This is a genomic window from Pseudomonas sp. c313 (assembly GCF_055407145.1).
Genome location: NZ_JBUZRD010000011.1, coordinates 1 through 24,384, shown reverse-complemented (window position 1 = coordinate 24,384; position 24,384 = coordinate 1). Strand labels below are relative to the sequence as shown.

Below are 24,384 nucleotides of genomic sequence, written 5' to 3'. Positions count from 1 at the left end.
TTTAATGGCTTCCAATATAGAATTAGTCTCGAACAATACCCTTAAGGTATGAAAGGAGTCCCAATGGAGCTTCGCCATTTACGTTACTTCCAGGTGCTGGGAGAAACCCTGAACTTCACCCGCGCAGCTGAACGCCTGCACATCGCCCAGCCGCCGTTGAGCCGGCAGATCCAGCAACTGGAGGAAGAGTTGGGTGTGGTGTTGCTGGAACGCGGTCGACCCCTGCGGCTGACCGAAGCCGGACGGTTTTTCTATGAACACGCCAATGTGTTGCTGGAACAACTGGGTAAGGTCTGCGACAACACCCGTCGTATTGGCCTTGGCGAAAAGACCTGGCTGGGCATCGGTTTTGCGCCGTCGACGCTGTATGGCGTGCTGCCTGATTTGATTCGTCGCCTGCGTAGCCACGATGGGCTGGAGCTGGAGTTGGGATTGTCGGAGATGACCACCCTGCAACAAGTCGAAGCCCTCAAGGCCGGGCGGATTGATGTGGGGTTCGGGCGGATTCGTATCGATGATCCGGCAATTGTGCAGCGGGTGTTGGTGGAGGATCGGTTGGTGGCCGTATTGCCGGCCGGCCACCCGCTGCTGGGCGCCCCGGCGACCCTTGCGCAATTGGCCGAGGAGCCGTTCGTGCTCTACCCCGGCAACCCGCGCCCCAGTTACGCCGACCACGTGCTCGCGCTGTTCGATGCCCATGGCTTGAGCCTCACGGTGGCGCAGTGGACCAATGAGTTGCAGACCGCCATCGGCCTGGTGGGTGCCGGTATGGGCGTGACGCTGGTGCCGGCTTCGGTGCAAATGCTGCACCGTGCGGATATCGGCTACACGTCGATTGTGGAGGCCAACGCCACCTCGCCGATCATTCTCAGCCGGCGGGTCAATGACCAGTCGCCGGGGCTCAGTCATTGCCTGCAACTGGTGGAAGAGTTGATCTAGCCACGCATGCGCCGGGCGTCGTTACGTTGCAGGGTTTGGCTGGGAGACTCATCGAACAGCTTGCGGTACTCGGCAGAGAATCGCCCCAAGTGGGTAAAGCCCCAGCCCAGGGCGATTTCAGAAATGGTTCGGGTTGAGCCGTGCTCAAGGATTTCCTGGCGCACGGCACCCAAGCGATATTTCTTCAGATAGGCCATGGGCGACAGGGCGAAGTACTTCCTGAACGCATCGAACAGCTTGAATCGCGACACTCCGGCGGCCGTTTCAAGGTCTTCCAGATGCACCGCCTCCCGGGCGTTGTCGTGGATGTACTGGCGGGCGCGAATTAAATAGTGCGGCAGCTTCACCCCCAGCACGTCCCGCAGCTCTTCGGAATAGTTGTTCGGCTGGGCAAGGATCAGGCCCTTGATCAGCGAGCTTTCCAAATCCCGCGTAAAGGCCGCCTGGTCATACAGTTCGCTGCTGCGTTCCAGCTCCGCGATGAAGTAACGCGCCATGCGCCACCAGGACGCCGAGGCGCCCTCCACCGCGTCCATCACCGATTCGAACTGCAAAGGCGCTTCAATCGGCCGTTGCAACAGGCCTTCCAGGGATTCGCTCATGGCCGCACGAGTGATCACTACTTGCAGCTTGCGGCAGTCGCCAGAGATCGCCAGCACCTGGTGCTCATTGGGCGAGATGATCACGCCTTGATCGCGGTTGGAACTGAGCCGCTCGCCGTTCTTGCTCAGTTCCTGCTCGCCCACCAGAGGCAGACTGAGGCTGTAGCTGCTGAAGTGCTCGGCGTCTTCGATGTCGATGGTGACGTCGGTGCCGTATTCAATAATCCCCAGCGTCGTGGCGCGGGACTTGAACACATTGGCACTGTGGTGGAAGCGGATGCGCTCCGGCGTCGCCGTCTCCAGCCGGTGCGGCCCGCAAATACCGGACATCCAGCTGCGGGCGCCTTCAAGGTCGAAGCGCTCGATACATATATCGCGTGTATTGCTAGTCATCACGGGCACCCACGGCGGTTGTGGCCTGCGCGCTCTGACGGCGCGTCTTGGCTGAGCTCTCTAGTGGAAGAGAGCAAGTTCTGCGCCACGCCAGCGGCATTGCCACTGGGTGGATAGCAACCGTCGACTATGTGGATAACAAGCAGACTTTTCCGACAATTGCCCTGCAAGACAGTAGCGCATTACGCCACCGCCCTGCACCGCAGTGGGTATTTCTTGCCCAACTATCCGGCCCACCTTCCCCCATTAACCGGATAGCCCGCCGCCCCTTCGCAGCCTCTTAATGGCCTACCCGATTAGCCATTATCAAAAAGGTGCCTCCCATGAGTGGTGCAAGAAGCGTCGAGCAGTGGAAAACGTTTATCGAAGGCTGCCTGGATTTTCGCCCGGTGGACGAAGTGTTCCGCATTGCCCGGGCTATGTTCACCGAGCCGGAACTGTTCGAACTGGAGATGGAACTGATCTTCGAAAAAAACTGGATCTACGCCTGCCACGAAAGCGAATTGGCTAACCACCACGACTTCGTGACGATGCGCGCCGGGCGCCAGCCGATGATCATCACCCGTGACGGCGACGGCCAGCTCAATGCGCTGATCAACGCCTGCCAGCATCGCGGCACCACCCTGACCCGGGTCGGCAAGGGCAACCAGTCGACGTTCACCTGCCCCTTCCACGCCTGGTGCTACAAAAGCGATGGCCGGCTGGTGAAGGTCAAGGCCCCGGGGGAATACCCGGAAGGCTTCGACAAGGCCACCCGCGGGCTGAAAAAAGCGCGGATCGAGAGCTACAAGGGGTTCGTGTTTATCAGCCTGGATGTGAATGGCACCGACAGCCTGGAAGACTTTCTCGGCGACGCCAAAGTGTTCTTTGACATGATGGTGGCCCAGTCCGCCACCGGTGAACTGGAAGTGCTGCCCGGCAAATCTGCCTATACCTACGATGGCAACTGGAAGCTGCAAAACGAAAACGGCCTGGACGGTTACCACGTCAGCACCGTGCACTATAACTACGTGGCCACGGTGCAGCATCGCCAGCAGGTCAACACGGAAAACGGCGCAGGCGTAGGCGTAGGCACCACGCTGGACTACAGCAAGCTCGGCGCCGGCGATGCCAATACCGATGATGGCTGGTTCGCTTTCAACAACGGCCACAGCCTGCTGTTCAGCGACATGCCCAACCCGACGGTGCGCTCCGGCTACGCCACCATCATGCCCCGCCTGGTGGAAGAACATGGCCAGGGCAAGGCCGAGTGGATGATGCATCGCCTGCGTAACCTGAACATCTACCCGAGCCTGTTCTTCCTCGACCAAATCAGCTCGCAGCTGCGGATCATCCGCCCGCTGGCCTGGAACAAGACCGAGATCATCAGCCAGTGCCTGGGCGTGAAGAACGAATCCGACGCCGACCGGGAAAACCGTATTCGCCAGTTTGAAGATTTCTTCAACGTGTCCGGCATGGGCACCCCGGACGACCTGGTGGAATTTCGCGAAGCCCAGCGTGGTTTCCAGGGCCGCCTGGAGCGCTGGAGCGATATCTCCCGTGGCAGCCATCGCTGGGAAAACGGGCCTACCCCCAACAGCGAAGCCATCGGTATCCAGCCAGCCATGACTGGCACCGAATTCACCCACGAAGGGCTGTACGTCAACCAGCACCGCAACTGGCAGAAGTTTTTGCTGGACGGTCTCGACCAGCAATCCCTGAAACTGCGTGAGGTGTGATGATGAATGCGCAACTGCAATACCAGATCGAGCAGTTCTTCTACCGCAAATCCGAGCTGTGCGACGCCCAGGACTGGGACGCCTATGTGCAGTTGTTCGACCCGCAGAGCGAATTTCACCTGCCGCAATGGGACTCGGAGCACGTCTACACCCGCGACCCCAAGCGTGAGATGTCGCTGATCTATTACGCCAACCGCACGGGCCTGGAAGACCGAGTGTTTCGCCTGCGCACCGGCAAGGCGGCGTCTGCCACACCAATGCCGCGCACCTTGCATTTGATCAACAACGTGCGCATTGCCGAGCAGACAGAGGGAGTGCTCGAAGTGCGGTTGAACTGGCACACGTTGTTTTATCGGCTGGCCACCTCGGAGCAGTTCTATGGCCACGCCACCTACAGCCTCAAGCCCCATGGCGACAGTTGGCTGATCACGCGCAAGCATGCGCTGCTGCTCAACGACACCATCAACTCGGTGCTCGATTTCTACCACCTCTAACCCTCAACTGTAGGAGCGAGCTTGCTCGCGAAAAACCCAAGGGCGCCGCATGCATTCAGGATGCCCGCGTCATCGTTAAGGTTTTTCGCGAGCAAGCTCGCTCCTACAGGTATTACCCAATCCATGGAGAACGGTGGATGAATCACAAAGTGGCCTTCAGTTTTGCCGACGGCAAGACCTTGTTCTTTGCGGTGGGCAGCAACGAAATCCTGCTGGACGCGGCGTTGCGCAACGGCATCAAGATTCCGCTGGATTGTCGCGAAGGCGTCTGCGGCACCTGCCAGGGTCGCTGCGAGTCTGGCGATTACAGCCAGGACTATGTGGACGAGGAAGCCCTCTCCAGCCTCGACCTGCAACAGCGCAAGATGCTCAGTTGCCAGACTCGGGTCAAATCCGATGCGGCGTTTTATTTCGATTTTGATTCGAGCCTGTGCAATGCGCCGGGACCGCTGCAGGTCCGCAGCACGGTCAGCAACGTGCAACAGGTCTCGGCCAGCACGGCGATCCTGTATCTGCAGCTAGACCAGGCATTGGACTTTCTGCCGGGCCAATATGCACGGCTGTCGATTCCCGGCACGGACAGCCAGCGCGCCTATTCCTTCGCCAACCGCCCCGGCAATCAGTTGCAGTTTCTGATCCGTCTGTTGCCCGATGGTGTGATGAGCAATTACATCCGCGAACGCTGCCAGGTCGGCGATGAACTGCTGCTGGAGGCGCCGCTGGGGGCGTTCTATTTAAGGCATGTCACCCAGCCACTGGTGCTGGTGGCCGGTGGCACCGGGTTGTCGGCGCTGCTGGGCATGCTCGATGAACTAGCCGAGCGCGGTTGCGCTCAACCGGTGCATCTCTATTACGGCGTACGCGGTGCCGCCGATTTGTGCGAAGCCGAGCGCATCAACACCTACGCCGAAAAAATCCCAGGTTTTCGCTATACCGAAGTGCTCAGCGACCCGCCGCCCGACTGGGCCGGTAAGCGCGGCTACCTCACCGAGCATTTCGATTTGGCACAATTGCGGGACAGTTCGGCGGATATGTACGTATGCGGCCCCCCTCCGATGGTCGAATCCATCAAGCAATGGCTGTTGGATCAGGCACTTGATGGCGTTCAGCTGTATTACGAAAAGTTTACCGAGAGTAATATCTGACCCCTCAGCAGGTGTGAGGGGCTGATTCAGCGTGCGATCAACCCTGAAAAAAACAAGTAGAAGGGAATGTTAATGGCGGATGACATGGTTAACCCGGTAGGCCTCAAACGCGGCCTGAAGAACCGGCATATTCAGCTGATTGCCTTGGGTGGGGCGATTGGCACGGGCTTGTTCCTCGGTTCGGCCGGGGTGCTCAAGTCGGCGGGGCCGTCGATGATCCTCGGCTATGCGATAGCCGGGTTCATCGCGTTTCTGATCATGCGCCAGCTGGGCGAGATGATCGTTGAAGAACCGGTAGCGGGCTCCTTCAGCCACTTTGCCCACAAGTACTGGGGCGGCTATCCAGGCTTCCTGGCGGGCTGGAACTACTGGGTACTCTACGTACTGGTGGGCATGGCCGAGCTGACGGCGGTAGGCAAGTACATCCAGTTCTGGTGGCCGGAGATTCCGACCTGGGCCAGCGCGGTGGTGTTCTTTATCGCGGTCAACCTGATCAACACCCTGAACGTGAAGTTCTTCGGCGAGACCGAATTCTGGTTCGCGATCATCAAGGTAGTGGCGATCATCGGCATGATCCTGCTCGGTTGCTACCTGCTGTTCAGCGGCACTGGCGGCCCGCAAGCCTCGGTGAGTAACCTGTGGGACCACGGCGGCTTCTTCCCCAATGGCGGCATGGGGCTGTTGATGTCCATGGCATTCATCATGTTCTCGTTCGGTGGCCTGGAGTTGGTGGGTATTACTGCCGCCGAGGCCAGCGAGCCGCGCAAGGTGATCCCCAAGGCGATTAACCAGGTGGTGTACCGGATCCTGATTTTCTACGTCGGCGCACTGACCGTGCTGCTGTCGTTGTACCCGTGGGATCAACTGCTGCAAACCCTCGGCGCGTCCGGCGATGCCTACAGCGGCAGCCCGTTTGTGCAGATCTTCTCGTTGATCGGCAACGACACCGCCGCGCACATCCTCAACTTCGTGGTGCTGACCGCAGCGCTGTCGGTGTACAACAGCGGCGTGTACTGCAACAGCCGCATGCTCTTCGGCCTGGCCGAACAGGGCGATGCACCCAAGGCGTTCATGAAGCTCAACAAACAAGGCGTGCCATTGCGGGCCCTGGGCATTTCGGCCCTGGTGACGCTGCTGTGCGTGGTGATCAACTACGTCGCACCCCATAACGCGCTGGAGTTGTTGTTCGCGTTGGTGGTTGCCTCGCTGATGATCAACTGGGCGCTGATCAGCCTGACCCACATCAAGTTCCGCAAGGCCATGAGTGAGCAAGGCGTGGTGCCGTCGTTCAAGACCTTCTGGTTCCCGTTCAGCAACTACCTGTGCCTGGCGTTTATGCTGATGATCATCTGCGTGATGCTGGCGATCCCGGGTGTGCGGGCGTCGGTGTATGCGATTCCGGTGTGGGTGGGAATTATCTATGTGGCGTACCGGTTGCGCATGAACAACGCCAAGGCTGTGGCTACGGCGCAATAACCTTCTGAAGGTTGATAAAAAGCCCCGGCATTCGATGAATGCCGGGGCTTTTTGTTGGGCGCAGGTTACAGCGTGGAACGCACCCGCCACAGCTCGGGAAACAGCACAGTGTCGAGCATCTTGCGCAGGTAGCCGACGCCTTCGGTGCCGCCGGTGCCGGGCTGGAAGCCGATGATCCGCTCCACCGTGGTGACGTGGCGAAAGCGCCATTGGCGGAAGGAGTCTTCAAGGTCGATGAATTTTTCGGCCAACTGATACAAGTCCCAATAACGGCTCGGATCGCGATAGACCTCACGCCAAGCCGCCTCCACGGACGCGTCGTGAACCGTGGCCGCCGTCGGATCGCGTTCGGCGCGCAGGGGATCAATCGCCAAGCCGGCCTTGGCCATCAAGTTGATCGCTTCGTCATACAGCGACGGCGTGGCTATCGCCACTTGCAACTCCTGCAACAACTCCGGGCGATGAGCGTGAGGCCGTAACAGCGCCGCACTTTTGTTGCCGAGAATAAATTCGATTTCCCGGTACTGGAACGACTGGAAGCCGGACGACTGGCCCAGGTACGGGCGGATCGACTTGTACTCCGACGGAGTCATGGTCGCCAACACGGCCCAGGCATGCACCAGTTGGTCGAAGATCCGCGACACCCGCGCCAGCATCTTGAATGCCGGCGGCAACTCGCCCAGGCGCACGTGTTCGCGGGCGGCCTTGAGTTCGTGGAGCATCAGTTTCATCCACAGCTCCGAGGTCTGGTGCTGGATGATGAACAGCATCTCGTTGTGGTCCGGCGACAGTGGGTGCTGGGCGCTGAGCACTTTGCCCAGGTCCAGGTAGTCGCCGTAGCTCATGGACTCGGAAAAATTCAGCTCGGCGTTATGCCATTCTTCCGGCGGCTGGTAATCAGGGGAGAAAGGACACTGGCTCATCGCGTGGGCTCCTTGAGCGGACGGAGGATTGCTCGTACCGGGCTGGCATCGAGGTTGGCAAAACGCAGCGGCAGCGCGATCAACTCGTAATCGCCCTCCGGCACGTCGTCGAGGACGATGCCTTCGAGAATCGCCATGCCATGGCGAGCGACGGCGTTGTGGGAATCCATGGTTTTGGATTGCTGCGGGTCGAGCGACGGGGTATCGATACCAATCAGGCGCACGCCGAGGCTGGCCAGCAACTCGACGGTTTCCTTGGCGACGGCGGTGAAATTCGAATCCCAGGTGGTCAGCGGCGCCTGTTGATAAGTGCGCAGCAGAACACGTTCAGGCACATTTTCCAGGCGGCCCTCCAACTGCTGCGGCTGCACCAGCGCGCCGCTGTCCAGGCAATGCAGCACCCGGCACGGGCCCATGTACACATCCAAAGACACTTCGCCGATGGGCGCGCCATCAGCGCTGTAATGCAACGGCGCATCGACATGGGCGCCGGTGTGAGGCGAAAGGGTGATGCGCCCGACATTCACCGGGCATTCGGGGCCGTACTGCCAGACCCGCTCTTCCTGAAATGGCGTATCCCCAGGCCAGGTCGGGGTCGCTGTGCTCAAGGGCGGGCTGATGTCCCACCACGTTTTTATTGGATTCATTCAAAAGGCTCTCGGTCGTTCCTGGGTGAATGATACGAGGGCCAGCTGTAAATATTCTTGCGAATTCCAGCGCATAGCGGGAAATCTTTCGCACTTACTGCGAGGAAATGGCTGATTAGTGATTGGATGTTTCAAATTTCGCGCCTGCGCTTCTGGGCATCCCGATGTCGAGTTCAGACCATTGGCCAGCAGCCCAAGGCGATAGGGTTCGCACTTCCCTTCCTGCCTCGGAGTCATCATGTCCAAGCCAATCACCGTCCTGCGCGATACCCACCCCCTGCCGGTGCTGGATGCCTGCAAATGGGAAAAACTCGAAGGTGACCCGCACACCGTCAACCTCAACGCCTACACCAGCGAAGACGGCAGCAAGATCATGGGCACCTGGATCTGCACCCCGGGTAAATGGCGGGTTGAGTACGTGAAGTGGGAATACTGCGACTTTCGCGAAGGCTACTGCATCATCACCCCTGACGGACAGGAGCCGATTCATTTGAAGGCCGGTGATATTTTTGTGGTTGAGCCGGGTATGAAGGGCACGTGGGAAGTGGTCGAGACTGTGCGTAAGTATTTTGTATTTGCCTGATCAGCAAACACCCATCGTGGCGAGCGGGCAAGCCCGATCGCCACAGTCTCGGGAAATCCTCTATTGGGGTTTGCGATAGCTGTTGATGATCGCCGAGAAGTCCTTGCCCCCTTCACCACGCTGGCTCATCGCCTGATACAACTGCTGGGCCACGGCGCCGAGGATCACCGGCTGGTGGGCCTGGCGGGCGGCTTCAGTCGCCAGTCCCAAATCCTTGAGCATCAACTCCGCACCAAAACCACCGGTATAACCCCGGGACGACGGTGCGGTTTCGATAATGCCCGGCCACGGGTTGTAGGTGTCCGAACTCCAGCAGCGCCCGGTGGAGCTGTTGATGATCCCGGCCAGCACCTGGGTGTCGATCCCCAGCGCATCGCCCAGGGCCATGGCTTCGCTGACGCCGACCATGGTGATGCCCAACAGCAGGTTGTTGCAGATCTTGGCGATTTGCCCGGTGCCGACTTCGCCGCAGTGGACGATGTTACGGCCCATCTGCGCCAGTACCGGTTGCAGGGTGGCGAACAGTTCCGGGGTGGCGCCAACCATAAAAGTCAGGGTCCCGGCCTGGGCACCGCCGGTGCCGCCGGAAACCGGTGCATCGGCCATGGTCACGCCGTGCTTGGCCGCAGCAGCGGCCACGTCGCGGGCGGTCTGCGGATCGATGGTGCTGCAATCTACCGCCGGTACGCCTTTGCCGATGCCAGCGAGTACGCCGTCTTCACCGAGCCAGACGCTGCGCACATGAGCGGCAGCCGGGAGCATCGTAATGACCAACTCGACGCCTTGGGCGGCGTCACGCGGTGAGGCGCTGATGCTGCCACCGAGCTCAGCCAGTTCGGCGAGCACGGTTTGGTTCAGGTCGAACAGGTTAAGCGCGTGGCCGGCCTTGATCAGGTTGCGGGCCATGGGCGCGCCCATGTTGCCCAGGCCGATAAATGCAATCTTCATGGTCGTCTCCTCGATCAGCGCAAGTTGATGGTGGTGTTGACGCCATCGTTGACGCTGTCATCGTCGAACCAGCGGCTGGTGACGGTTTTGGTCTGGGTGTAGAACTGCACCACTTGCTTGCCGTACGGGCCCAGGTCACCGAGTTTCGAGCCACGGGAACCGGTGAAGCTGAAGATCGGGACCGGCACCGGAATCGGGATGTTGATGCCGACCTGGCCGACGTCGATCTCGCTCTGGAATTTACGCGCCGCCGCACCGCTCTGGGTGAACAGGCCGGTGCCGTTGCCGAACGGATTGGCGTTGACCATGGCGATGGCTTGGTCGAGGGTGTCGACTTCCAGTACCACCAGCACCGGGCCGAAAATTTCCTGGGTGTAGATCTGCATATCGGTGGTCACGCCCGAGAACAGGGTTGGGCCGATGAAGTTGCCTTGTTCGAAACCCGGCACCTTGATGTCGCGACCGTCCAATTCCAGCTTGGCGCCTTCTTTCACGCCGCTTTCGATCAGGTCGAGGATACGTGCCTTGGCGCGCTTGGAAATCACCGGGCCAACATCGGTACCCGCTTCGCTGCCGGCATTCACTTTGAGCTTTTGCGCCAGAGTCTTGAGGTCCGGCAGCCATTGTTTGGCCGCACCTACCAGCACCACCACGGAAGTGGCCATGCAACGCTGGCCGGCTGCGCCGAAACCGGCACCTACCAGGGCGTTGAGGGTTTGCTCGCGATTGGCGTCCGGCAGCACCACGGCGTGGTTCTTGGCGCCCATCATCGATTGCACGCGTTTACCGTGTTTGCCGGCCAGGTCATAGACGTGAGTACCGACAGCGGTCGAGCCGACGAAGGACACGGCCTTGATGTCTTTATGGGTACAGAGCGCATCCACTACGTCCTTGCCACCGTGAACCACGTTAAGCACGCCAGGCGGCACGCCGGCTTCCAGCGCCAGCTCCACCAGCAGCAGGGTCGACAATGGGTCCTGTTCCGACGGTTTGAGCACAAAGGTGTTACCGCAGGCGATGGCCATCGGGAACATCCACAGCGGAATCATTGCCGGGAAGTTGAACGGGGTAATGCCGGCGCACACGCCGATGGGCTGGCGCAGGGTGTAGGTATCGACACCGCCAGCAACGTTTTCAGCGAATTCGCCCATTTGCAGGGTGCCGATGGAGCAAGCGTGCTCAACCACTTCCAGGCCACGGAAAATATCGCCTTCAGCGTCGGCAATGGTCTTGCCTTGCTCGGCGCTGAGAACCACGGCGATGCGCTTGGAGTGTTCGCGGATCAGCGCTTGCAGCTTGAGCATGATGCGCATGCGCGCACCGATCGGCGTCAGTTTCCAGGTCTGGAAGGCGCGATGGGCGGCGTCGATGGCGGCGTTAACTTCTTGCGGGGTAGCAAAGGGCACACGGGCCAGTACTTGCTGGGTCGCCGGGTTTACGATGTCTTGCCATTGGGTGGTCTTGGACTCGACCCATTCGCCATTGATCAACAGTTTGGCCTGTTTTACGGCGGTGTCGGCAGACGTAAGCGATGCGTTCATTGTGGTCTCCAGATCTTGTAGTTATGCAGAGACAAGGCGCATGAACCGCCTTGAGGATGAGGCGTTCGGACTGTTTTTGGAGTATAGATGTGCAAACTTCTAATAAGAACGCACATAAAAGCCGGTCCAATATGCAAAAAAACATCACCTCCCTCAGCGCCCTGAACTGGGATGACCTGAAGTTTTTCCTCGAAGTGGCCCGTACCCGCAAGGCCAGCGTCGCCGCCAAGCGCCTGGCGGTGGACTACACCACCGTGTCGCGGCGCATCAGTTCCCTTGAAGGGTCGCTGGGCACGCTGCTGTTTGAAAAATCCCGGACCAACGGTTTCGTCCTGACCACCGAAGGCCAGCGATTGCTGGGGTACGCCGAATCCATCGAAAGCACCCTGCACATGGCCTGCGAACAGGTTTCCGGCTCTGGCGTGGCGCTATCCGGGCATGTGCGCATGGGCTGCACCGAAGGTTTTGGCAGCTTCTTCGTCACCCCGCAATTGAGCCACTTCGTCGACACCTACCCGGCGATCTCGGTGGATATCTTGCCCCTGCCCCACTTCATCAGCCTGTCTAAGCGCGAGGCCGATATCGTCATCGCCCTGGAACGGCCGGAACATGGGCCTTATGTGTGCTGCAAGCTGTGTGACTACAAGTTGCAGCTGTACGCGACCCAGGAATATCTCGATCAACACCCACCCATCCACCGCCCGGCAGATTTGGCCGATCATCCGTTTATCAGCTATGTCGATGACCTGGCGTTCAGTTCGGAGCTGCTGTACCTGGCCAATGTGGTACCCGGCGCCAGCGCCAGCTTGCGCAGTACCAGCGTGATCGCCCAGTACGTGGCGGCGCAGCAGGGAAGGTCGCTGGCGATCTTGCCGTGTTTTCTGGCGGCGCAGGATGCACGGTTGCTGCCCGTGCTTGGGGAGGAGATCAATATTACGCGGCAGTTCTGGATGTACTGCCGCGAGGATTTGCGCAAGTTGAAGCGGATTACGTTGCTATGGGATTACATCCGCGAGGTGACGGAGCAGAACCGGCCGTTGCTGATGGGGGAAACGCGGGAGATGGTGTTTGCGGATTAGTCGGTGAGCGCTTACGCGACGTCACGGGCAGGCCCGGCTCCCACACTGACCGCATTCCACATTGGAGCTGACCGGGGCCTGCTTAATCCGCAATCACCACAATCGACACCCGTCGATTCTCGGTGCGGCCAGCCGCCGTGGTGTTAGCCGCCACCGGTTCGCTGCTGCCTAAGCCGCGCAGTTGCACGTTTTCTTCCTTCATACCCACGCCAGTCAACACCTTGCCGACGCTTTTCGCCCGGCGCAGGGACAGTTGCTGGTTGTAGGTTTCCTTGCCTGAGGCGTCGGTGTGGCCGTCGACGCGTACGCGTTCGATGCCTACGCCCAGCAGAGCCTTGCCGATGCGCTCAACAATCTCGGTGCTGGGTTTATTCAGCGACTCGACATCACTGCCAAACAGCACTTTGCCCGACAGGCCGAAAGCCCAGCCTTCGTCGGTCAGTTCGAAACCTTGCTGTTTAAGCACAGCGATCTGCGCCGGGCTCAGGCCTTTGGGCGGGGCTGTCTGGCAGCCGCTCAGGGCCAGCAGCGCCACAAGCAGGGTGATAAATAAAACACGTGCAGTAGAGAACAAGGGATCAACTCCTGTGTTGAATATTGGCGGCGAGGGGCTCTGGCTCCGCCGTTTGCTGGCCTCCCTGGGAAAGGCGTTTGGCTTGATACATCGCCGCGTCGGCGGCATTGAGCAGGGCGCCGGGTGTGGCGCCATGATCGGGGTAAACGGCGATGCCGATGCTCAGAGAGGTCAACACCTGGGTATTGCCGGGCAGCTGGATCGGCGTGTCCATGCTGGCGATGATCTTGTCGGCGATGCGTTGGGCATCTTCAATCTTGTGCAGAGGCGAGAGCAGGATGGCGAACTCGTCCCCCCCCAGTCGCGCCACCAGGTCGTCTTCACGCAACTGCGCACGAACCCGCGCCGCCACTGCCACCAGCACCGCGTCGCCGGCTGCGTGGCCGAAGTTGTCGTTGATGTCCTTAAAGCGATCGCTGTCGAGGAACAGCACCGCTACTCGCTCGTTGAGTTTGGAGGCGCTGCGCAAGGCACGGATCAGCCGCCCTTCGAAGAAGGCCCGATTGGGCAGACCGGTCAGGCTGTCGTGGGAGGCCTGGTGAGCGAGGGTTTCGTTTTCGCTTTGCAGGTGGGTTTGCCAGGCTTCCAGTTCGTCGAGCAAAGCATTGAAGTCATTGCCCAGGCTGTCGAGTTCGGCAATTTGCGCTGGTGGCACGCGGCGGTCAAACGCTCGCTCGCTGCGGGCAGCGTGGGCCACTTCGGCAAGGCTGTGCAAGGGCCCGGTGATGCCCCGCAGCATCCGCCGCGCCAGGTACAACGCGACCCAGGCGCTGAGGGCGGTGCAGACAATAATCCCGGCCAGGCCGCTGAGTAAAAAGCGCAACAGGCTGCCGCCATGACCGCTCACCTGGACGCTGCCGATGGTCTGGCCCTGGTGGATGATTGGCTGGCTGATGGGCTGTTCCAATAACGCGTGGGCCAGCTCCAATTCGACCGTGGACAGCATGCCGGTTTCCGGGCGCACCCAATGGGCCAACTGCTTGCCATTGGCGTCCAGCACTTGAGCTTCTGCGATCTCTTCAGTGGCTGCGATCATGGACAAGGCTTCATTGGCTGCGGTGCTGTCATCGAACACCACTGCCGCTTCCACGGTGTAGTTGATGGAGCGGGCGATCAGGTGCAGGTTATGGTCGGCGTAGACCCGCAGCGCCAGTACGCCAAGCAGGGTCAGGGATACGCTGGCCATGGCTACCGCCACCAACGCGACACTCAGGTGCCCTCGGCCAAGGACCGAGCGCAGGGTTGGGCGCGCTGGGGTTTTAACCGGCTTCATGATTCCGGCGCCCGGCGGCGGGACAGCTGCAACACGCTGGGATGAATGCGCACGCCGCTACGGGCGACGGAGTCGAGGTTGACCTCAAACGATACTTGCTCATCGCCGACCCGCAGGCAAAACAGGCTGCCCACGGTGCATTGGTCGCCACCTTCGCTGATGCTGAGTACAGGATGGCCGGTCAATGAGGCGAACAGGCGGCTACGTTCATCACCGGTCAACTTGCCGATGTACACCGCGTCGCAGGCATTGGCGATGTCCGGATGGTCGGCCAGCAGGCGCTGCACCACCACCGGTCGGCCGGTGGCCTGGGTCGTACCCCTGACCAGGTCATCGGTGTATTGGGTGGGCCCGACGATGCACAGGCGCAGTTGCGCAGGCTCCACGGGCCAGCGGGCATAGCTGAGAATCCCGAGCACCACTTGCGTCACGGCGCTGGCCCTTTGATCGGCCATGCCAGATGGGCTGGGCGGCTGGGCATAAGCGAGGGGCGCGAGGACGCAAAGTACGGCCAGCAGCATTCGTCTCCAGCTCAAACTACGCTCTGTGGGCGAGACAGCCACGTTCATGCAGCGATTCTCTTTGATCTTCTCGGGATGATGCCGCAACGATAGCACATCGACAGAAAATCCCGCGAGGCGACACCTCGAGGGATTTTGCCATTTCTTCAGAAAAATCAGACGCATGGATCAGAATCAAACCGTAACCCTTCGGTCAGTTTTTTTGCCGCTCAAGCCCCCAGTTCCAACATCAGTCCGCTCAAGCGCTTCACCTTGCGTCGTACCGCCTCTTCGAAGACGCCGCCACGGGGTTCGATCAGACTGAACCAGTCCTTGGCGCGGGTGATGCCGGTGTAGATCAGCTCCTTGGTCAGAACCGGGTTCAAGGCATCCGGCAGGATCAACGCGGTGTGGGTAAATTCCGAGCCCTGGGATTTGTGTACGGTCATGGCGTAGACGGTTTCCACGTCATTGAGCCGACTGGGCAGCACGAAACGTACGCCGCCCTGACCATCGTTGCGCGGGAAGGCCACTCGCAGCACCTGAGGCCCTCCGTCGCTTTCGGGCAGTTTCAAGGCGATGCCGATGTCGCCGTTCATCAGGCCCAGCCCGTAGTCGTTGCGGGTCATCAATACCGGGCGACCTTCGTACCATTGCTGCTCGCCGTCGATCAGGCGGGCCTTGAACAGCGCGGCGGTGATGCGCTGGTTAAGGCCTTCAACACCCCACGGCCCTTTACGCACCGCGCACAGCAGTTGGAAAGCATCGAAGGCTTGCAAGAGTTGGCGGGCCCAGTCGGTCCAGCGGGGGTCATCTCGCGGCGTGTCGGGAGACGGGCGCAGGGTTTGCAACAGGTTCAGGTAATAGCGATAACCGTGGGCGCCCTCGCCCTGCCCGTCCAGCACCAGGCGTTCCAGGGCGCGATCGTGCTCACCCTTGAGGCTGACACAAAACAAGTCGGCGTGACTGCGGGCAGTCAACAGTTTGCGGGCTTCTTCGGCATTTTGCTGGTTGACCCAGCGCGCCAGTTGACCGATGCCGCTGCCTTCGCCGAAACGCCGGGAGTAGCGCAGCATCACTACTTGTTGCGCCAGGGGATGAGAGCCGTCGAGGTCCTCCTGCAAGCCGCTGGCGCCCAGATTTTCTCCGCTGACACTTTCCAGCCACTGCCGGGTTGGCGGGCTGTACCAACCGGCTTCGGCATCGCGGCACAAATCACCAAGGACCGCACCGGCCTCAACGGACGCCAGTTGATCCTTGTCACCCAGCAATACCAGCCGCGCATGGGGCGCCAAGGCGTCCAGCAGGTTGGCCATCATTTCCAGGTCGATCATCGAGGCTTCGTCGACTACCAGCACATCCAGGGGCAAGGGATTACCAGCGTGATGGCGGAAGTGCCGGGTGCCGGGACGACTGCCCAACAGGCGGTGAACGGTGGTGACCTCGGTAGGAATTTTCTCTCGTACCTTGTCGTCCACTTTCAGGGAGCGGACCTGCTGGCTGATGGATTCGGTCAGGCGCGCGGCGGCCTTGCCGGTGGGCGCTGCCAGCCGAATACGCAACGCGGTGCCTTTTTCCACTGCCGGCGCCTGCAGCAACGCGAGCAGTCGCACCACCGTAGTGGTTTTGCCGGTGCCGGGGCCGCCGGTGACGATGCTGAACGCACCGCGAGTGGCCAGCGCACAGGCGAGCTTTTGCCAATCGACCACACCATCCGGCGGGGCTTGCTCAAACAGAGTATTCAAGCGCTGGGGCAGGTCCGCCGCGACCGCTTCCCGGGTAGCAAGCCGGCGGCGCAACGCGTTGTCGATACGCCGTTCATAGGTCCAGTAACGGCGTAAATACAGGCGTTTGCCCGACAGCACCAATGGCCGGCTTTGTGCCGCGTCACTGCCATCGACGGCCAGCGCCACCAAATTGCTGGCGGCCAGGGCGTGGCACCAGGGGCCGCCGTCCAGGCCGGCGAGTAACTGCGAAGGCAGCAACATGGCGCCAGTTTGCAGGTCGCCTTCCGGTGGCAGGGACAGGGCGAAGTCCGGCGCCTTCAGTGTTTCAAACAGGTCCAGGCAGACATGGCCATGGCCCAACTGGTGACTGGTCAACGCAGCGGCCAGCAACACCAAGGGGTCGGCCTGCGGGTCGAGTTCGTGGAGAAAGCCGACGAAGGCCTTGTCCAGCGCCCGCAACCAGCCGCGCTCAACCCAACGCTCAAGCAGCATCACCAGGTCGGCAGCGCGACTGAGGGGCGTCAATTCCTCAAGCGGTAAGGTCGACAGGCTCATAACAAAACTCCTTGTTCCCAGGCGGGCTCGACCTTGGATGGTTGCGGTTTGCCTTGAAACAGCAAGTCCAGGCGCTCGATCAGTTCTCGCGGTGGCCGGGTGAAATACACACCCTGGCTGGCAGCCCGGGTGCCGCGCAGGAACAGGTAGAGCGCGCCACCGACGTGGCGGTCGTAGTCGTAGTCTTTTAACCGCGCCTTGAGTTGGCGGTGCAGGGCCAGCAGGTAAAGGACGTATTGCAGGTCATAGCGATGATCAAGGATCGACAGTTCCATAGCCTGCAGTGTGTAGACGCTGTCGTCGGGGCCGAGCCAGTTGGATTTGTAATCCGCCACGTAGTAGCGGCCTTCATGTTCGAAGGTCAGGTCGATAAAGCCTTTGAACATGCCATTGAGTAACACCGGTTCGGCGGCCACACGGGACACGCCGTCATGGGTGTATTGGCACACCAGTTGGTCGAGGGCGAGCACGTCGACCTTGTGGCTGGCGAACCAGAACTCCATTTCGATCTGGTAGTGCTGCAAGCCGCTCAGCGTTACCGGCGGCTGGCCGTTGCCCAGGCGCAATGGTTCTTGCTGCAGGTGTTGCAGCCAGCCGCTCAGAGTGCCAATCCAACCTTCCCAGCCGCGCCGGTTGCAACGACGGGCGACCGCGTCTTCGATGGCGTCTGGGCTGGCGGTAAAGCTTTCACCGCCGGCCCATTCCAGCAGGCCATGGAGAAAGGTCCCTGGATTGGGGCCCCGTGGAAAACGGTGAATATCACCGCCGGACGCCGGTACTTCGCGCGGGGCGTCCGGGTCCAGGCGTTCGTCGTCGAACAGCTTCTGGGCCTGTGGGTTTTCTGGCGCTTCGAGGCTGGCGGCGCTCATGCTTTCGCCGATGCGCAGGGCACTGTAGGAGGCGATCCACCAGTTTTCGGCGGCCTTGCGTTTAGGCAGCAGGGGCGCGAGCAACTTGGCTTCGTTGCGCGGGGGGAGGAACGCAATGGCGTCGGCTTCGGGCATGTGTGCGTAGTGCAGCGCCGGGCAGCCTTCCTGCAAATTGAGGAGCCAGCGGGCCAGGCCTGCGGACTCATTCAAAGAGGCACCGCCACCGAGCAGATAACCCAACGCCGACAGGTGCAGCACCGAGCTGTTGTTATTGCCGCGCTTGAGGTCGGCGACGCCGAGCCAGCAGGCATGTTTTGCCCTTGTCAGCGCCACGTAAAACAAACGCAAATCTTCAGCCAGACGTTCGTCGTCGGCTTGAGCGATCAACTCGGCGGTCGGCCTGAGGCTCACTTGGGGTTTGCCGTTTCCATCGTGATAATGCAGCGGCAGGCGACTTCCGTCCACAGGCTTGGCCGAGCAGATAAACGGCAGGAAAACCAAGTCGTATTCCAGGCCCTTGGATTTGTGGATGGTCACCACCTTGACCAGTTGATCATCGCTTTCCAGGCGCAGTATCTGCTCTTCGCCGGCCTGTCCCGACAGCGCCAGATGCTCGGCCAGATGACGGATCAGGGCCTGTTCGCCGTCCAGTTCGGCCGCCGCTTGCTGGAGCAGTTCAGAGAGGTGCAACAGGTTGGTCAACACCCGCTCGCCGTCACTGCGGGCGATCAGAGTTTGCGGCAATTTGAAGTCGTGCAGCAGACGCCGCAGCATCGGCAGCACGCCTTGGGTGCGCCAGATGCTGCGATAGTCGCGGAACTGCATGACACGTTTTTCCCAGGCCAATTCATCCTGGTTCAGTTGTTCAAGCTCGGATAGCGACAGGTTGAGGGTGACGCAGGCCAGGGCGGCACGCAGCGGGCGCTCGACGTCTGGTTCGGCACAGGCCTTGAGCCAGGCCAGCAGGTCGTGGGCCTCTTGGGCGGCGAACACTGAATCCTTGTCGGACAGGTACACGCTGCGCACACCACGGGCGGCCAGTTCAAAGCGCACAGCCTGGGCTTCCTTGCCGTCGCGGACGAGGATGGCAATGTTGGAGGGCAGCACGCCTGCGAAGGTATCGTCTTTGACGAATCCGGCGCTGCCTTGCTGGCCGCCGTTGAGCAACGCGACGATTTGGCTGGCACAGGCGGCGGCCATCTGCTGGCGATAGAGCACACCGGAGATCGGCTGGTCGCCGGGCAGGTGCCAGATGTTCAGGGCTGGCAGCGTTTGGCCGTTGACCTGTAGTTGCTCTTTTCGGCCTTGGGACGATACCGGATAGAACGGCACCGGATTTGTGCCGTCTGGCTCACGGAACAGGAACGCACCGCGGCCTTGTTCGGCACGCTGGAACACATGGTTTACCGCTTCCACCATGGCGTGGCTGGAGCGGAAGTTAGTGCCCAGGGTGTGCAAACGTCCAAACGTGGCCTGGCGTGCCCGCAGGTAGGTGTAGATGTCGGCGCCACGGAAAGCATAGATCGCCTGTTTTGGATCACCGATCAGGAACAGGCCACTTTCGGGGTTGTTGTCTTCGATGCGGTAGATGCTCTCGAAGATGCGGTACTGCACCGGGTCGGTGTCCTGGAATTCGTCGATCAGTGCGACTGGAAACTGCTCGCGAATCACACTCGCCAGGCGTTCGCCACCCTCGGCTTGCAGGGCGGCGTCGAGGCGAATAAGCATGTCGTCGAAGCCCATTTCGGCGCGACGGCGTTTTTCTTCTTCGAAACGTTTGCTCACCCAGCCGGCGGCATGTTGCAGAACTGCGGCATCAGGAGTTGGCAGGGCGTCGAGACTGGCTTTCAGACCAGCCATGGCGTCGAGGCCAGGGTGGTGCGGCGCATCGCCCTTCCAGGCTTCGGCCATGCCGTCGGGGGTCAGGCGGGTGAAACCGGTGCCGATGTCCAGTTGTTCCAGGGACTCGTCGGCGGCCCAAACGCTGATCTTTTCAAACCAGGGTTCGAAGTAACGAGCCTGCATCTTGCGGCCATCGACGGCTTTAGCGGCGACGGCTTGCAGGCAGATGTCCCGCAGTTCGATGGCCCACTGCTGCCAGGGGGCCTTGAGGTCGACCAACGCTTGGCGGCGCTCTTGCAGGCAAGCGTTGATCAGTTCAGCGGGGGCGCGTTGTTCATCGGTGGGCCGCTCGCTGCCAAACAGGGCGCGCACGCGGGGCATCAAGGCCGCGGGGCCGCCCCAGTTGTTGCGCACCCAGTTCAATGCATCGTCGTGCATCGGATAGCAGAACAGACGCCAGTAGTCGCGCAGCACTTCGCCCAGCAGGTCGCTGTGGTCGGTTTCCAGGGTCTGGGTAAACAGGCTGCCGCTGTCGAAGGCGTGTTCGCGCAACATGCGCTGGCACCAACTGTGGATGGTCGAAACGGCCGCCTCGTCCATCCACTGGGCGGCGATGTCCAGGCGGTTAGCGCAGCCTGGCCATTGTTCGGGACTGTATTGGTCGCGCAACTCGTCGATCAGGGCATCAGGCTTTTCGATTTCGTCGCGGAAAAAACGTGCAGCTTCCGCCAGACGTGTGCGGATGCGTTCGCGCAGCTCTTTGGTGGCTGCGTCGGTGAAGGTCACGACGAGGATTTGTGGCGGCAGCAGTTCACGGCCAAAGCCAGATGCTTCGCCGCCGTGGCCCAGTACCAGGCGCAGGTATAGCGCCGAAATGGTAAAGGTCTTGCCAGTGCCGGCGCTGGCCTCGATCAGTTGGCTGCCTTTTAGCGGGAAGGCCAGGGCCAGGGGTTTTGTGCTGCTCATACGCCTGCCTCCTCACTGCTCAGTGATCGCCAGGGGGCGTTGATCAACGGTCGATACAGGGTTTCGCACCAGCCTTCGAAATCTTCGCTCGCCACCAAGGCAGCGTAATCGCGAAATTGTCGGGTGAGCGCGGGGCTTTCACGGCGTTCGCCATCGGTCGTTTGGCCGTCGCCTTCGTAGGCTTTGCGGGCGGCAGCCTGGGCCTTGTCCGGATCGGTTTGGCCGAGCCAGGCGAAGGCCGTTTTGACGGCGACGGGCAACGGTTCACTCATGCCGGTTTTCCACGCGAGGAGCAGATTGCTCAATAGCTCTTGCGCCGTATTTTGTTCCAGCGGGGACAGCAGGAGGGTGTCATCGCTGGCCACCAGGCCGGTACTCAATGGCAGGCCGCAGGCGCAGGCCACCAAGTGATTGACCCAGGGGCGAATCAGGCGATGCCACTTGCGGGTCTTGATCGAGCCAATACTGTTGGGGATGGTGGTGACGCTTAGAAGGCCGCTGTCGCTGCGCCGGTGCAGGCCGCTGATCCAGCCTTCCAGCGCAATACCCTGATGCGCAAAACTGATCGGTTCGGCGCTGTTGTGGGGTGTAGGCCAAAGGGCCAGGAGTTGCTGATAGCGTTGCAGCAAGTCGGGCAAGGGCTCGATAAGTTCGTTGCGCAGGCATTCGCCGAAACCGACCATCGGCAGCAAGCCACTGGCTTGTAGGCGCAGAGCTTGGGCATTGAGGGCTTCGTCGGGGTTGTCGGGTTCGGTTAACGCGGCGGCAAGCAGGCTGTCGCTCAAGCTATAGCGTTGCAAGGCATCAAGGACGAAAGGCTCTTCATCGGCCAAAGGCACTTCGGCGGCTTCGAAAAACACCTTGAGGCGCTGGCTAAAGAAGTGTTTGACCGGGTTACGCAGGAAATCTTGTAACTGGCCGAGGCTCAGGGGATCTTCCTGGAGGTAGGGCGTCAGGGTACCGATATCGGCGAGGTCGTCGTGGGTTTCGTGGAGCAACTGCCATTCACGGGCGTAGCTGAATAGTTTGTCGCCTTCGTGAAAATAGCGGGCGCTGAAAGGTTGAAGCGGGTGTTCCTGAGTCATGGCTTCCAGCAACGGCTCATCGTTAGCGGTGTGCCAGCCGCTGGCGAGGTGGTCGCGCAGTTGGCCGATCAGTACCGAGGCTGGGCGGTCGCTGTTGTCGCGGATGCTGCGGCCGACCCAACTGATGTAGAGCTGGTCGCGGGCCGAAAGCAGGGCTTCGAGCAGCAAGTAGCGGTCGTCTTCGCGGCGGGAGCGGTCGCCAGGGCGGTAGTCGCTGCCCATCAGGTCGAAATCCAGTGGCGGCTGGGCACGGGGGTAGTCGCCGTCGTTCATCCCCAGCAGGCAGACCAGTTTGAACGGGATCGCGCGCATCGGCATCAGGGTGCAAAAATTGACAGCTCCGGCGAGAAAGCGCTGAGACAGGCGACCTTGGTCAAGGCCGGCCAACCATGCCTCACGGACGACGGTCAGTGGTAACTCGTCGTACAGGCCGACGGACTCGCAGGTTTCCAGCCAGGTTTCCCGCAGTTGTTCAAGCTGGCCCAACAGGTAGTCATCGTGCTCGTTGCTGGGGAGGAAAAACAGTTGCATCAGGTCTTGCAGGCGCTCGCCCCACTCTGTGGGTGCGGCAGGCATGGACAGGGTTTGGTGGGCACTGTGCAGTGCGTCGAGCAATGCAACCAGCGGACCGATCAGGGCCGCGTCGAGGCCACCGATTTCGTCGTAAGGTTCGATACCTTCACAGGCCAGTCCGGTGCCGACTGCGTAACCCAGGAGCATGCGGCGTAGACCGAAACGCCAGCTGTTTTGTTCAAGCTCCCCCGGCAGGCCGAGGCCGGCGCGCTGTTCGGCGTTAAGTCCCCAGCGAATGCCCGCGCCTTCGATCCAGCGGTGCAAGGTAGGCAGGTCGCGTTCCTTGATGGCGAAACGTTCGCGCAGGGCTGGGACATCCAGCAGATCGAGGATTTCGCTGACCGGGAAACGGCTGTCGGGGAGTTTGAGCAGGTGTTCGACAGCGATCAGCAGCGGGTCGCGTCCGCGTTGACCTTGGTCGGTGAGCGTGAAGGGGATGAAGCGGGGGTCGCTTTTTTCAAGCTGGCCGAAAACCGCGCGAATGTGCGGAGCGTAGCTATCGACGTCCGGGACCATGACGATAACATCCCGTGGACGCAACGCAGGGTTGTCGCTGAAACGCTGGAGTAGCTGGTCGTGGAGGATTTCCACTTCTCTTTGGGCACTGTGGGCAATGTGGAAGCGGATTGAGGTGTCCTGCTCCAGGTTGATGGCCGGCCAGTGTTCACGGGTTTCGTTGAGTGGGCGCAACTCCAGGATATCGTCCTGGAGTTGGTTCAGCAGCGTGGTGGGGGCGCTGTCACTGAACAGGTCGATGCGACCATCGCGAAAAGCCGAGCGGTAGCTGCTGGGGTCATCGTAGCTGTCCAGCAAATTGATGTAGTCGCGCCCCTGTTTACCCCAGGCGGCGAGCAGCGGATGGGCGTGTTGGTGCAGGACCTGCGGGTCGATGGTGACGGGCATCCCGGCTTTGCGTGCCTGGCGTTTGTATTCGCTCCTTAGCAGATCTTTGTCGGCAACAATGTCTGACCAATGATGGCGACAAGGGTTATGCACACAAAGTAGAACCTGGCTGAAACGGGCCAGGCCGGCGAGGGCTTCCAACGCTTGGGCGGGCAGGGAAGAAATGCCAAAAACAATCACTCGGGAGGGTAGGCCAATCGGTGCTTTTTCGAGCTTGTTGATGCGCTCGATAAATCGCTGGTGAACGCCGGCACGGCTCTGCGCCATGCCCTCCTCTCCGACATCCAGCAGCAACGCACGCCATAACTCGGCTTGCCAGCAGTTGGCTGGGCTCAAGGGTTTGGAGTCGCCTCGACCGTTGCGCAGTTGGTGGCGACCGGCGGCCCAGTCTTCCAGCCAGTCGGCGCGATAGACCTGGTATTGGTCGAACAGGTCGGCCAGGCGCTCTGCCAGTTGGTAGCGTTTGCGCAGGTCCGTGTCGTGGGTCAGGAAGCGTTGCAGCGGCTCGAAATGTGGCTGATCGATCAGTTCGGGGAGCAGGCGCATAAGTCGCCAGGTCAGCGGGGCTTTATCCAGCAGGGACTTGGGCGGAATTTCATCGCGGCCCAGGACCATGCGATAGAGCTGCCACATAAAGCTGCCGGGGAGCTGAACGTCGATGGCTGCCGCAATGCCGCAGCCACCCATATCGTCATCTTCGGGGTCTTCGGCCAGAGCCAGCTTTAACCATTGGGCAATGCCGTTGCTTTGCACCAGGGCGATTTCGTTTTCCAGGGGAGCCAGGGGATAACGACGCATCCAACTGACTACCAGGCTGCGCAGCTCATCCAGGCGATTGCCGTGAACCACCATGAATCCAGGGCTGAGGGACATCGCATCCGGCATAACGGCTTCCTTGGGAAAAGCAAAATCGAGGGATGGACTTTAGCATTGAAGGCGACTGGCAGGCGCTCGCTCATACTTTTCGAGCGCCCAAAACAAAACCCCATCTGCTTTCGCAAATGGGGTTTCGGAATTTAATCTTGACGA

General features: G+C 60.8%; 18 protein-coding genes. 7 read left to right on the top strand and 11 right to left on the bottom strand.

All coding sequences use genetic code 11. The annotated features are described in order from the left end of the window. The first annotated feature begins 63 nt into the window (after positions 1-63). On the top strand, positions 64-939 hold the full coding sequence (locus tag ACZRKZ_RS23015; RefSeq protein WP_463970128.1) for a LysR family transcriptional regulator: 876 nt from the start codon (positions 64-66) through the stop codon (positions 937-939). On the opposite strand, the gene ACZRKZ_RS23010 is transcribed toward ACZRKZ_RS23015, so the two are convergent. Further along, positions 936-1,934: an AraC family transcriptional regulator gene (locus tag ACZRKZ_RS23010; RefSeq protein WP_350616854.1), complete on the bottom strand. Its 999-nt coding sequence runs from the start codon at positions 1,932-1,934 to the stop codon at positions 936-938. The two genes, ACZRKZ_RS23015 and ACZRKZ_RS23010, sit on opposite strands and share 4 nt — an antisense overlap. Positions 1,935-2,257: 323 nt before the next feature. On the opposite strand from ACZRKZ_RS23010, the gene antA reads away from it, so the two are divergent. The 4 genes from antA to ACZRKZ_RS22990 all read left to right on the top strand — a co-directional run bounded on the left by antA (position 2,258) and on the right by ACZRKZ_RS22990 (position 6,767). Further along, positions 2,258-3,652 carry an anthranilate 1,2-dioxygenase large subunit gene (gene antA / locus ACZRKZ_RS23005; RefSeq protein WP_463982841.1) on the top strand — a complete coding sequence of 465 codons (1,395 nt, stop codon included), beginning with the start codon at positions 2,258-2,260 and terminating at the stop codon, positions 3,650-3,652. Positions 3,653-3,654: 2 nt separating this feature from the next. Beyond that, the gene (gene antB / locus ACZRKZ_RS23000) at positions 3,655-4,146 is read left to right on the top strand and encodes an anthranilate 1,2-dioxygenase small subunit (protein ID WP_463982840.1); all 492 of its coding nucleotides are present in this window, start codon (positions 3,655-3,657) and stop codon (positions 4,144-4,146) included. Between the two features lie 137 nt (positions 4,147-4,283). Beyond that, entirely contained in the window at positions 4,284-5,291 is a 1,008-nt protein-coding gene (antC, locus tag ACZRKZ_RS22995; protein ID WP_463982839.1) for an anthranilate 1,2-dioxygenase electron transfer component AntC, read from the top strand. Between the two features lie 72 nt (positions 5,292-5,363). Next, on the top strand, positions 5,364-6,767 hold the full coding sequence (locus ACZRKZ_RS22990; protein WP_463970124.1) for an amino acid permease: 1,404 nt from the start codon (positions 5,364-5,366) through the stop codon (positions 6,765-6,767). Between the two features lie 65 nt (positions 6,768-6,832). Here ACZRKZ_RS22990 and kynA read toward each other — a convergent pair whose 3' ends face one another. Next, positions 6,833-7,690 carry a tryptophan 2,3-dioxygenase gene (gene kynA, locus ACZRKZ_RS22985; RefSeq protein WP_463982838.1) on the bottom strand — a complete coding sequence of 286 codons (858 nt, stop codon included), beginning with the start codon at positions 7,688-7,690 and terminating at the stop codon, positions 6,833-6,835. Continuing rightward, positions 7,687-8,337, bottom strand: coding sequence for an arylformamidase (gene kynB / locus ACZRKZ_RS22980; RefSeq protein ID WP_463970122.1), 651 nt, complete (start codon positions 8,335-8,337; stop codon positions 7,687-7,689). The genes kynA and kynB overlap by 4 nt, the downstream gene beginning before the upstream one ends. 238 nt (positions 8,338-8,575) lie before the next feature. Between kynB and ACZRKZ_RS22975 the strand changes: the two genes are divergently transcribed. Next, on the top strand, positions 8,576-8,920 hold the full coding sequence (locus ACZRKZ_RS22975) for a cupin domain-containing protein (RefSeq protein ID WP_133103650.1): 345 nt from the start codon (positions 8,576-8,578) through the stop codon (positions 8,918-8,920). Between the two features lie 60 nt (positions 8,921-8,980). Here ACZRKZ_RS22975 and mmsB read toward each other — a convergent pair whose 3' ends face one another. Both mmsB and ACZRKZ_RS22965 read right to left on the bottom strand, forming a co-directional pair. Next, positions 8,981-9,868 carry a 3-hydroxyisobutyrate dehydrogenase gene (gene mmsB, locus ACZRKZ_RS22970; RefSeq protein WP_463982837.1) on the bottom strand — a complete coding sequence of 296 codons (888 nt, stop codon included), beginning with the start codon at positions 9,866-9,868 and terminating at the stop codon, positions 8,981-8,983. 14 nt (positions 9,869-9,882) lie between these two features. Further along, positions 9,883-11,409: a CoA-acylating methylmalonate-semialdehyde dehydrogenase gene (locus ACZRKZ_RS22965; RefSeq protein WP_463970120.1), complete on the bottom strand. Its 1,527-nt coding sequence runs from the start codon at positions 11,407-11,409 to the stop codon at positions 9,883-9,885. Positions 11,410-11,540: 131 nt separating this feature from the next. Between ACZRKZ_RS22965 and ACZRKZ_RS22960 the strand changes: the two genes are divergently transcribed. Continuing rightward, a complete protein-coding gene (locus tag ACZRKZ_RS22960) occupies positions 11,541-12,488 on the top strand; it encodes a LysR family transcriptional regulator (protein WP_463982836.1) in 948 nt (315 codons plus the stop codon). Between the two features lie 82 nt (positions 12,489-12,570). On the opposite strand, the gene yfiB is transcribed toward ACZRKZ_RS22960, so the two are convergent. The 6 genes from yfiB to recC form a co-directional block, all read right to left on the bottom strand. Next, a complete protein-coding gene (gene yfiB, locus ACZRKZ_RS22955) occupies positions 12,571-13,062 on the bottom strand; it encodes an outer membrane lipoprotein YfiB (RefSeq protein ID WP_463982835.1) in 492 nt (163 codons plus the stop codon). Positions 13,063-13,066: 4 nt separating this feature from the next. Next, positions 13,067-14,335, bottom strand: a complete 1,269-nt coding sequence (gene dgcN / locus ACZRKZ_RS22950; RefSeq protein ID WP_463982834.1) for a diguanylate cyclase DgcN/YfiN — start codon at positions 14,333-14,335, stop codon at positions 13,067-13,069. After that, positions 14,332-14,904 (bottom strand): regulatory sequestration protein YfiR, encoded by a 573-nt coding sequence (gene yfiR, locus ACZRKZ_RS22945; protein WP_463982833.1) that lies wholly within the window; start codon positions 14,902-14,904, stop codon positions 14,332-14,334. Before yfiR ends, dgcN begins: the two co-directional genes overlap by 4 nt. A 161-nt stretch (positions 14,905-15,065) precedes the next feature. Next, positions 15,066-17,117, bottom strand: a complete 2,052-nt coding sequence (recD, locus tag ACZRKZ_RS22940) for an exodeoxyribonuclease V subunit alpha (protein WP_463982832.1) — start codon at positions 17,115-17,117, stop codon at positions 15,066-15,068. Then, on the bottom strand, positions 17,114-20,794 hold the full coding sequence (gene recB, locus ACZRKZ_RS22935; RefSeq protein ID WP_463982831.1) for an exodeoxyribonuclease V subunit beta: 3,681 nt from the start codon (positions 20,792-20,794) through the stop codon (positions 17,114-17,116). Before recB ends, recD begins: the two co-directional genes overlap by 4 nt. Beyond that, positions 20,791-24,240: an exodeoxyribonuclease V subunit gamma gene (recC, locus tag ACZRKZ_RS22930; RefSeq protein WP_463982830.1), complete on the bottom strand. Its 3,450-nt coding sequence runs from the start codon at positions 24,238-24,240 to the stop codon at positions 20,791-20,793. Before recC ends, recB begins: the two co-directional genes overlap by 4 nt. Positions 24,241-24,384 lie beyond the last annotated feature (144 nt).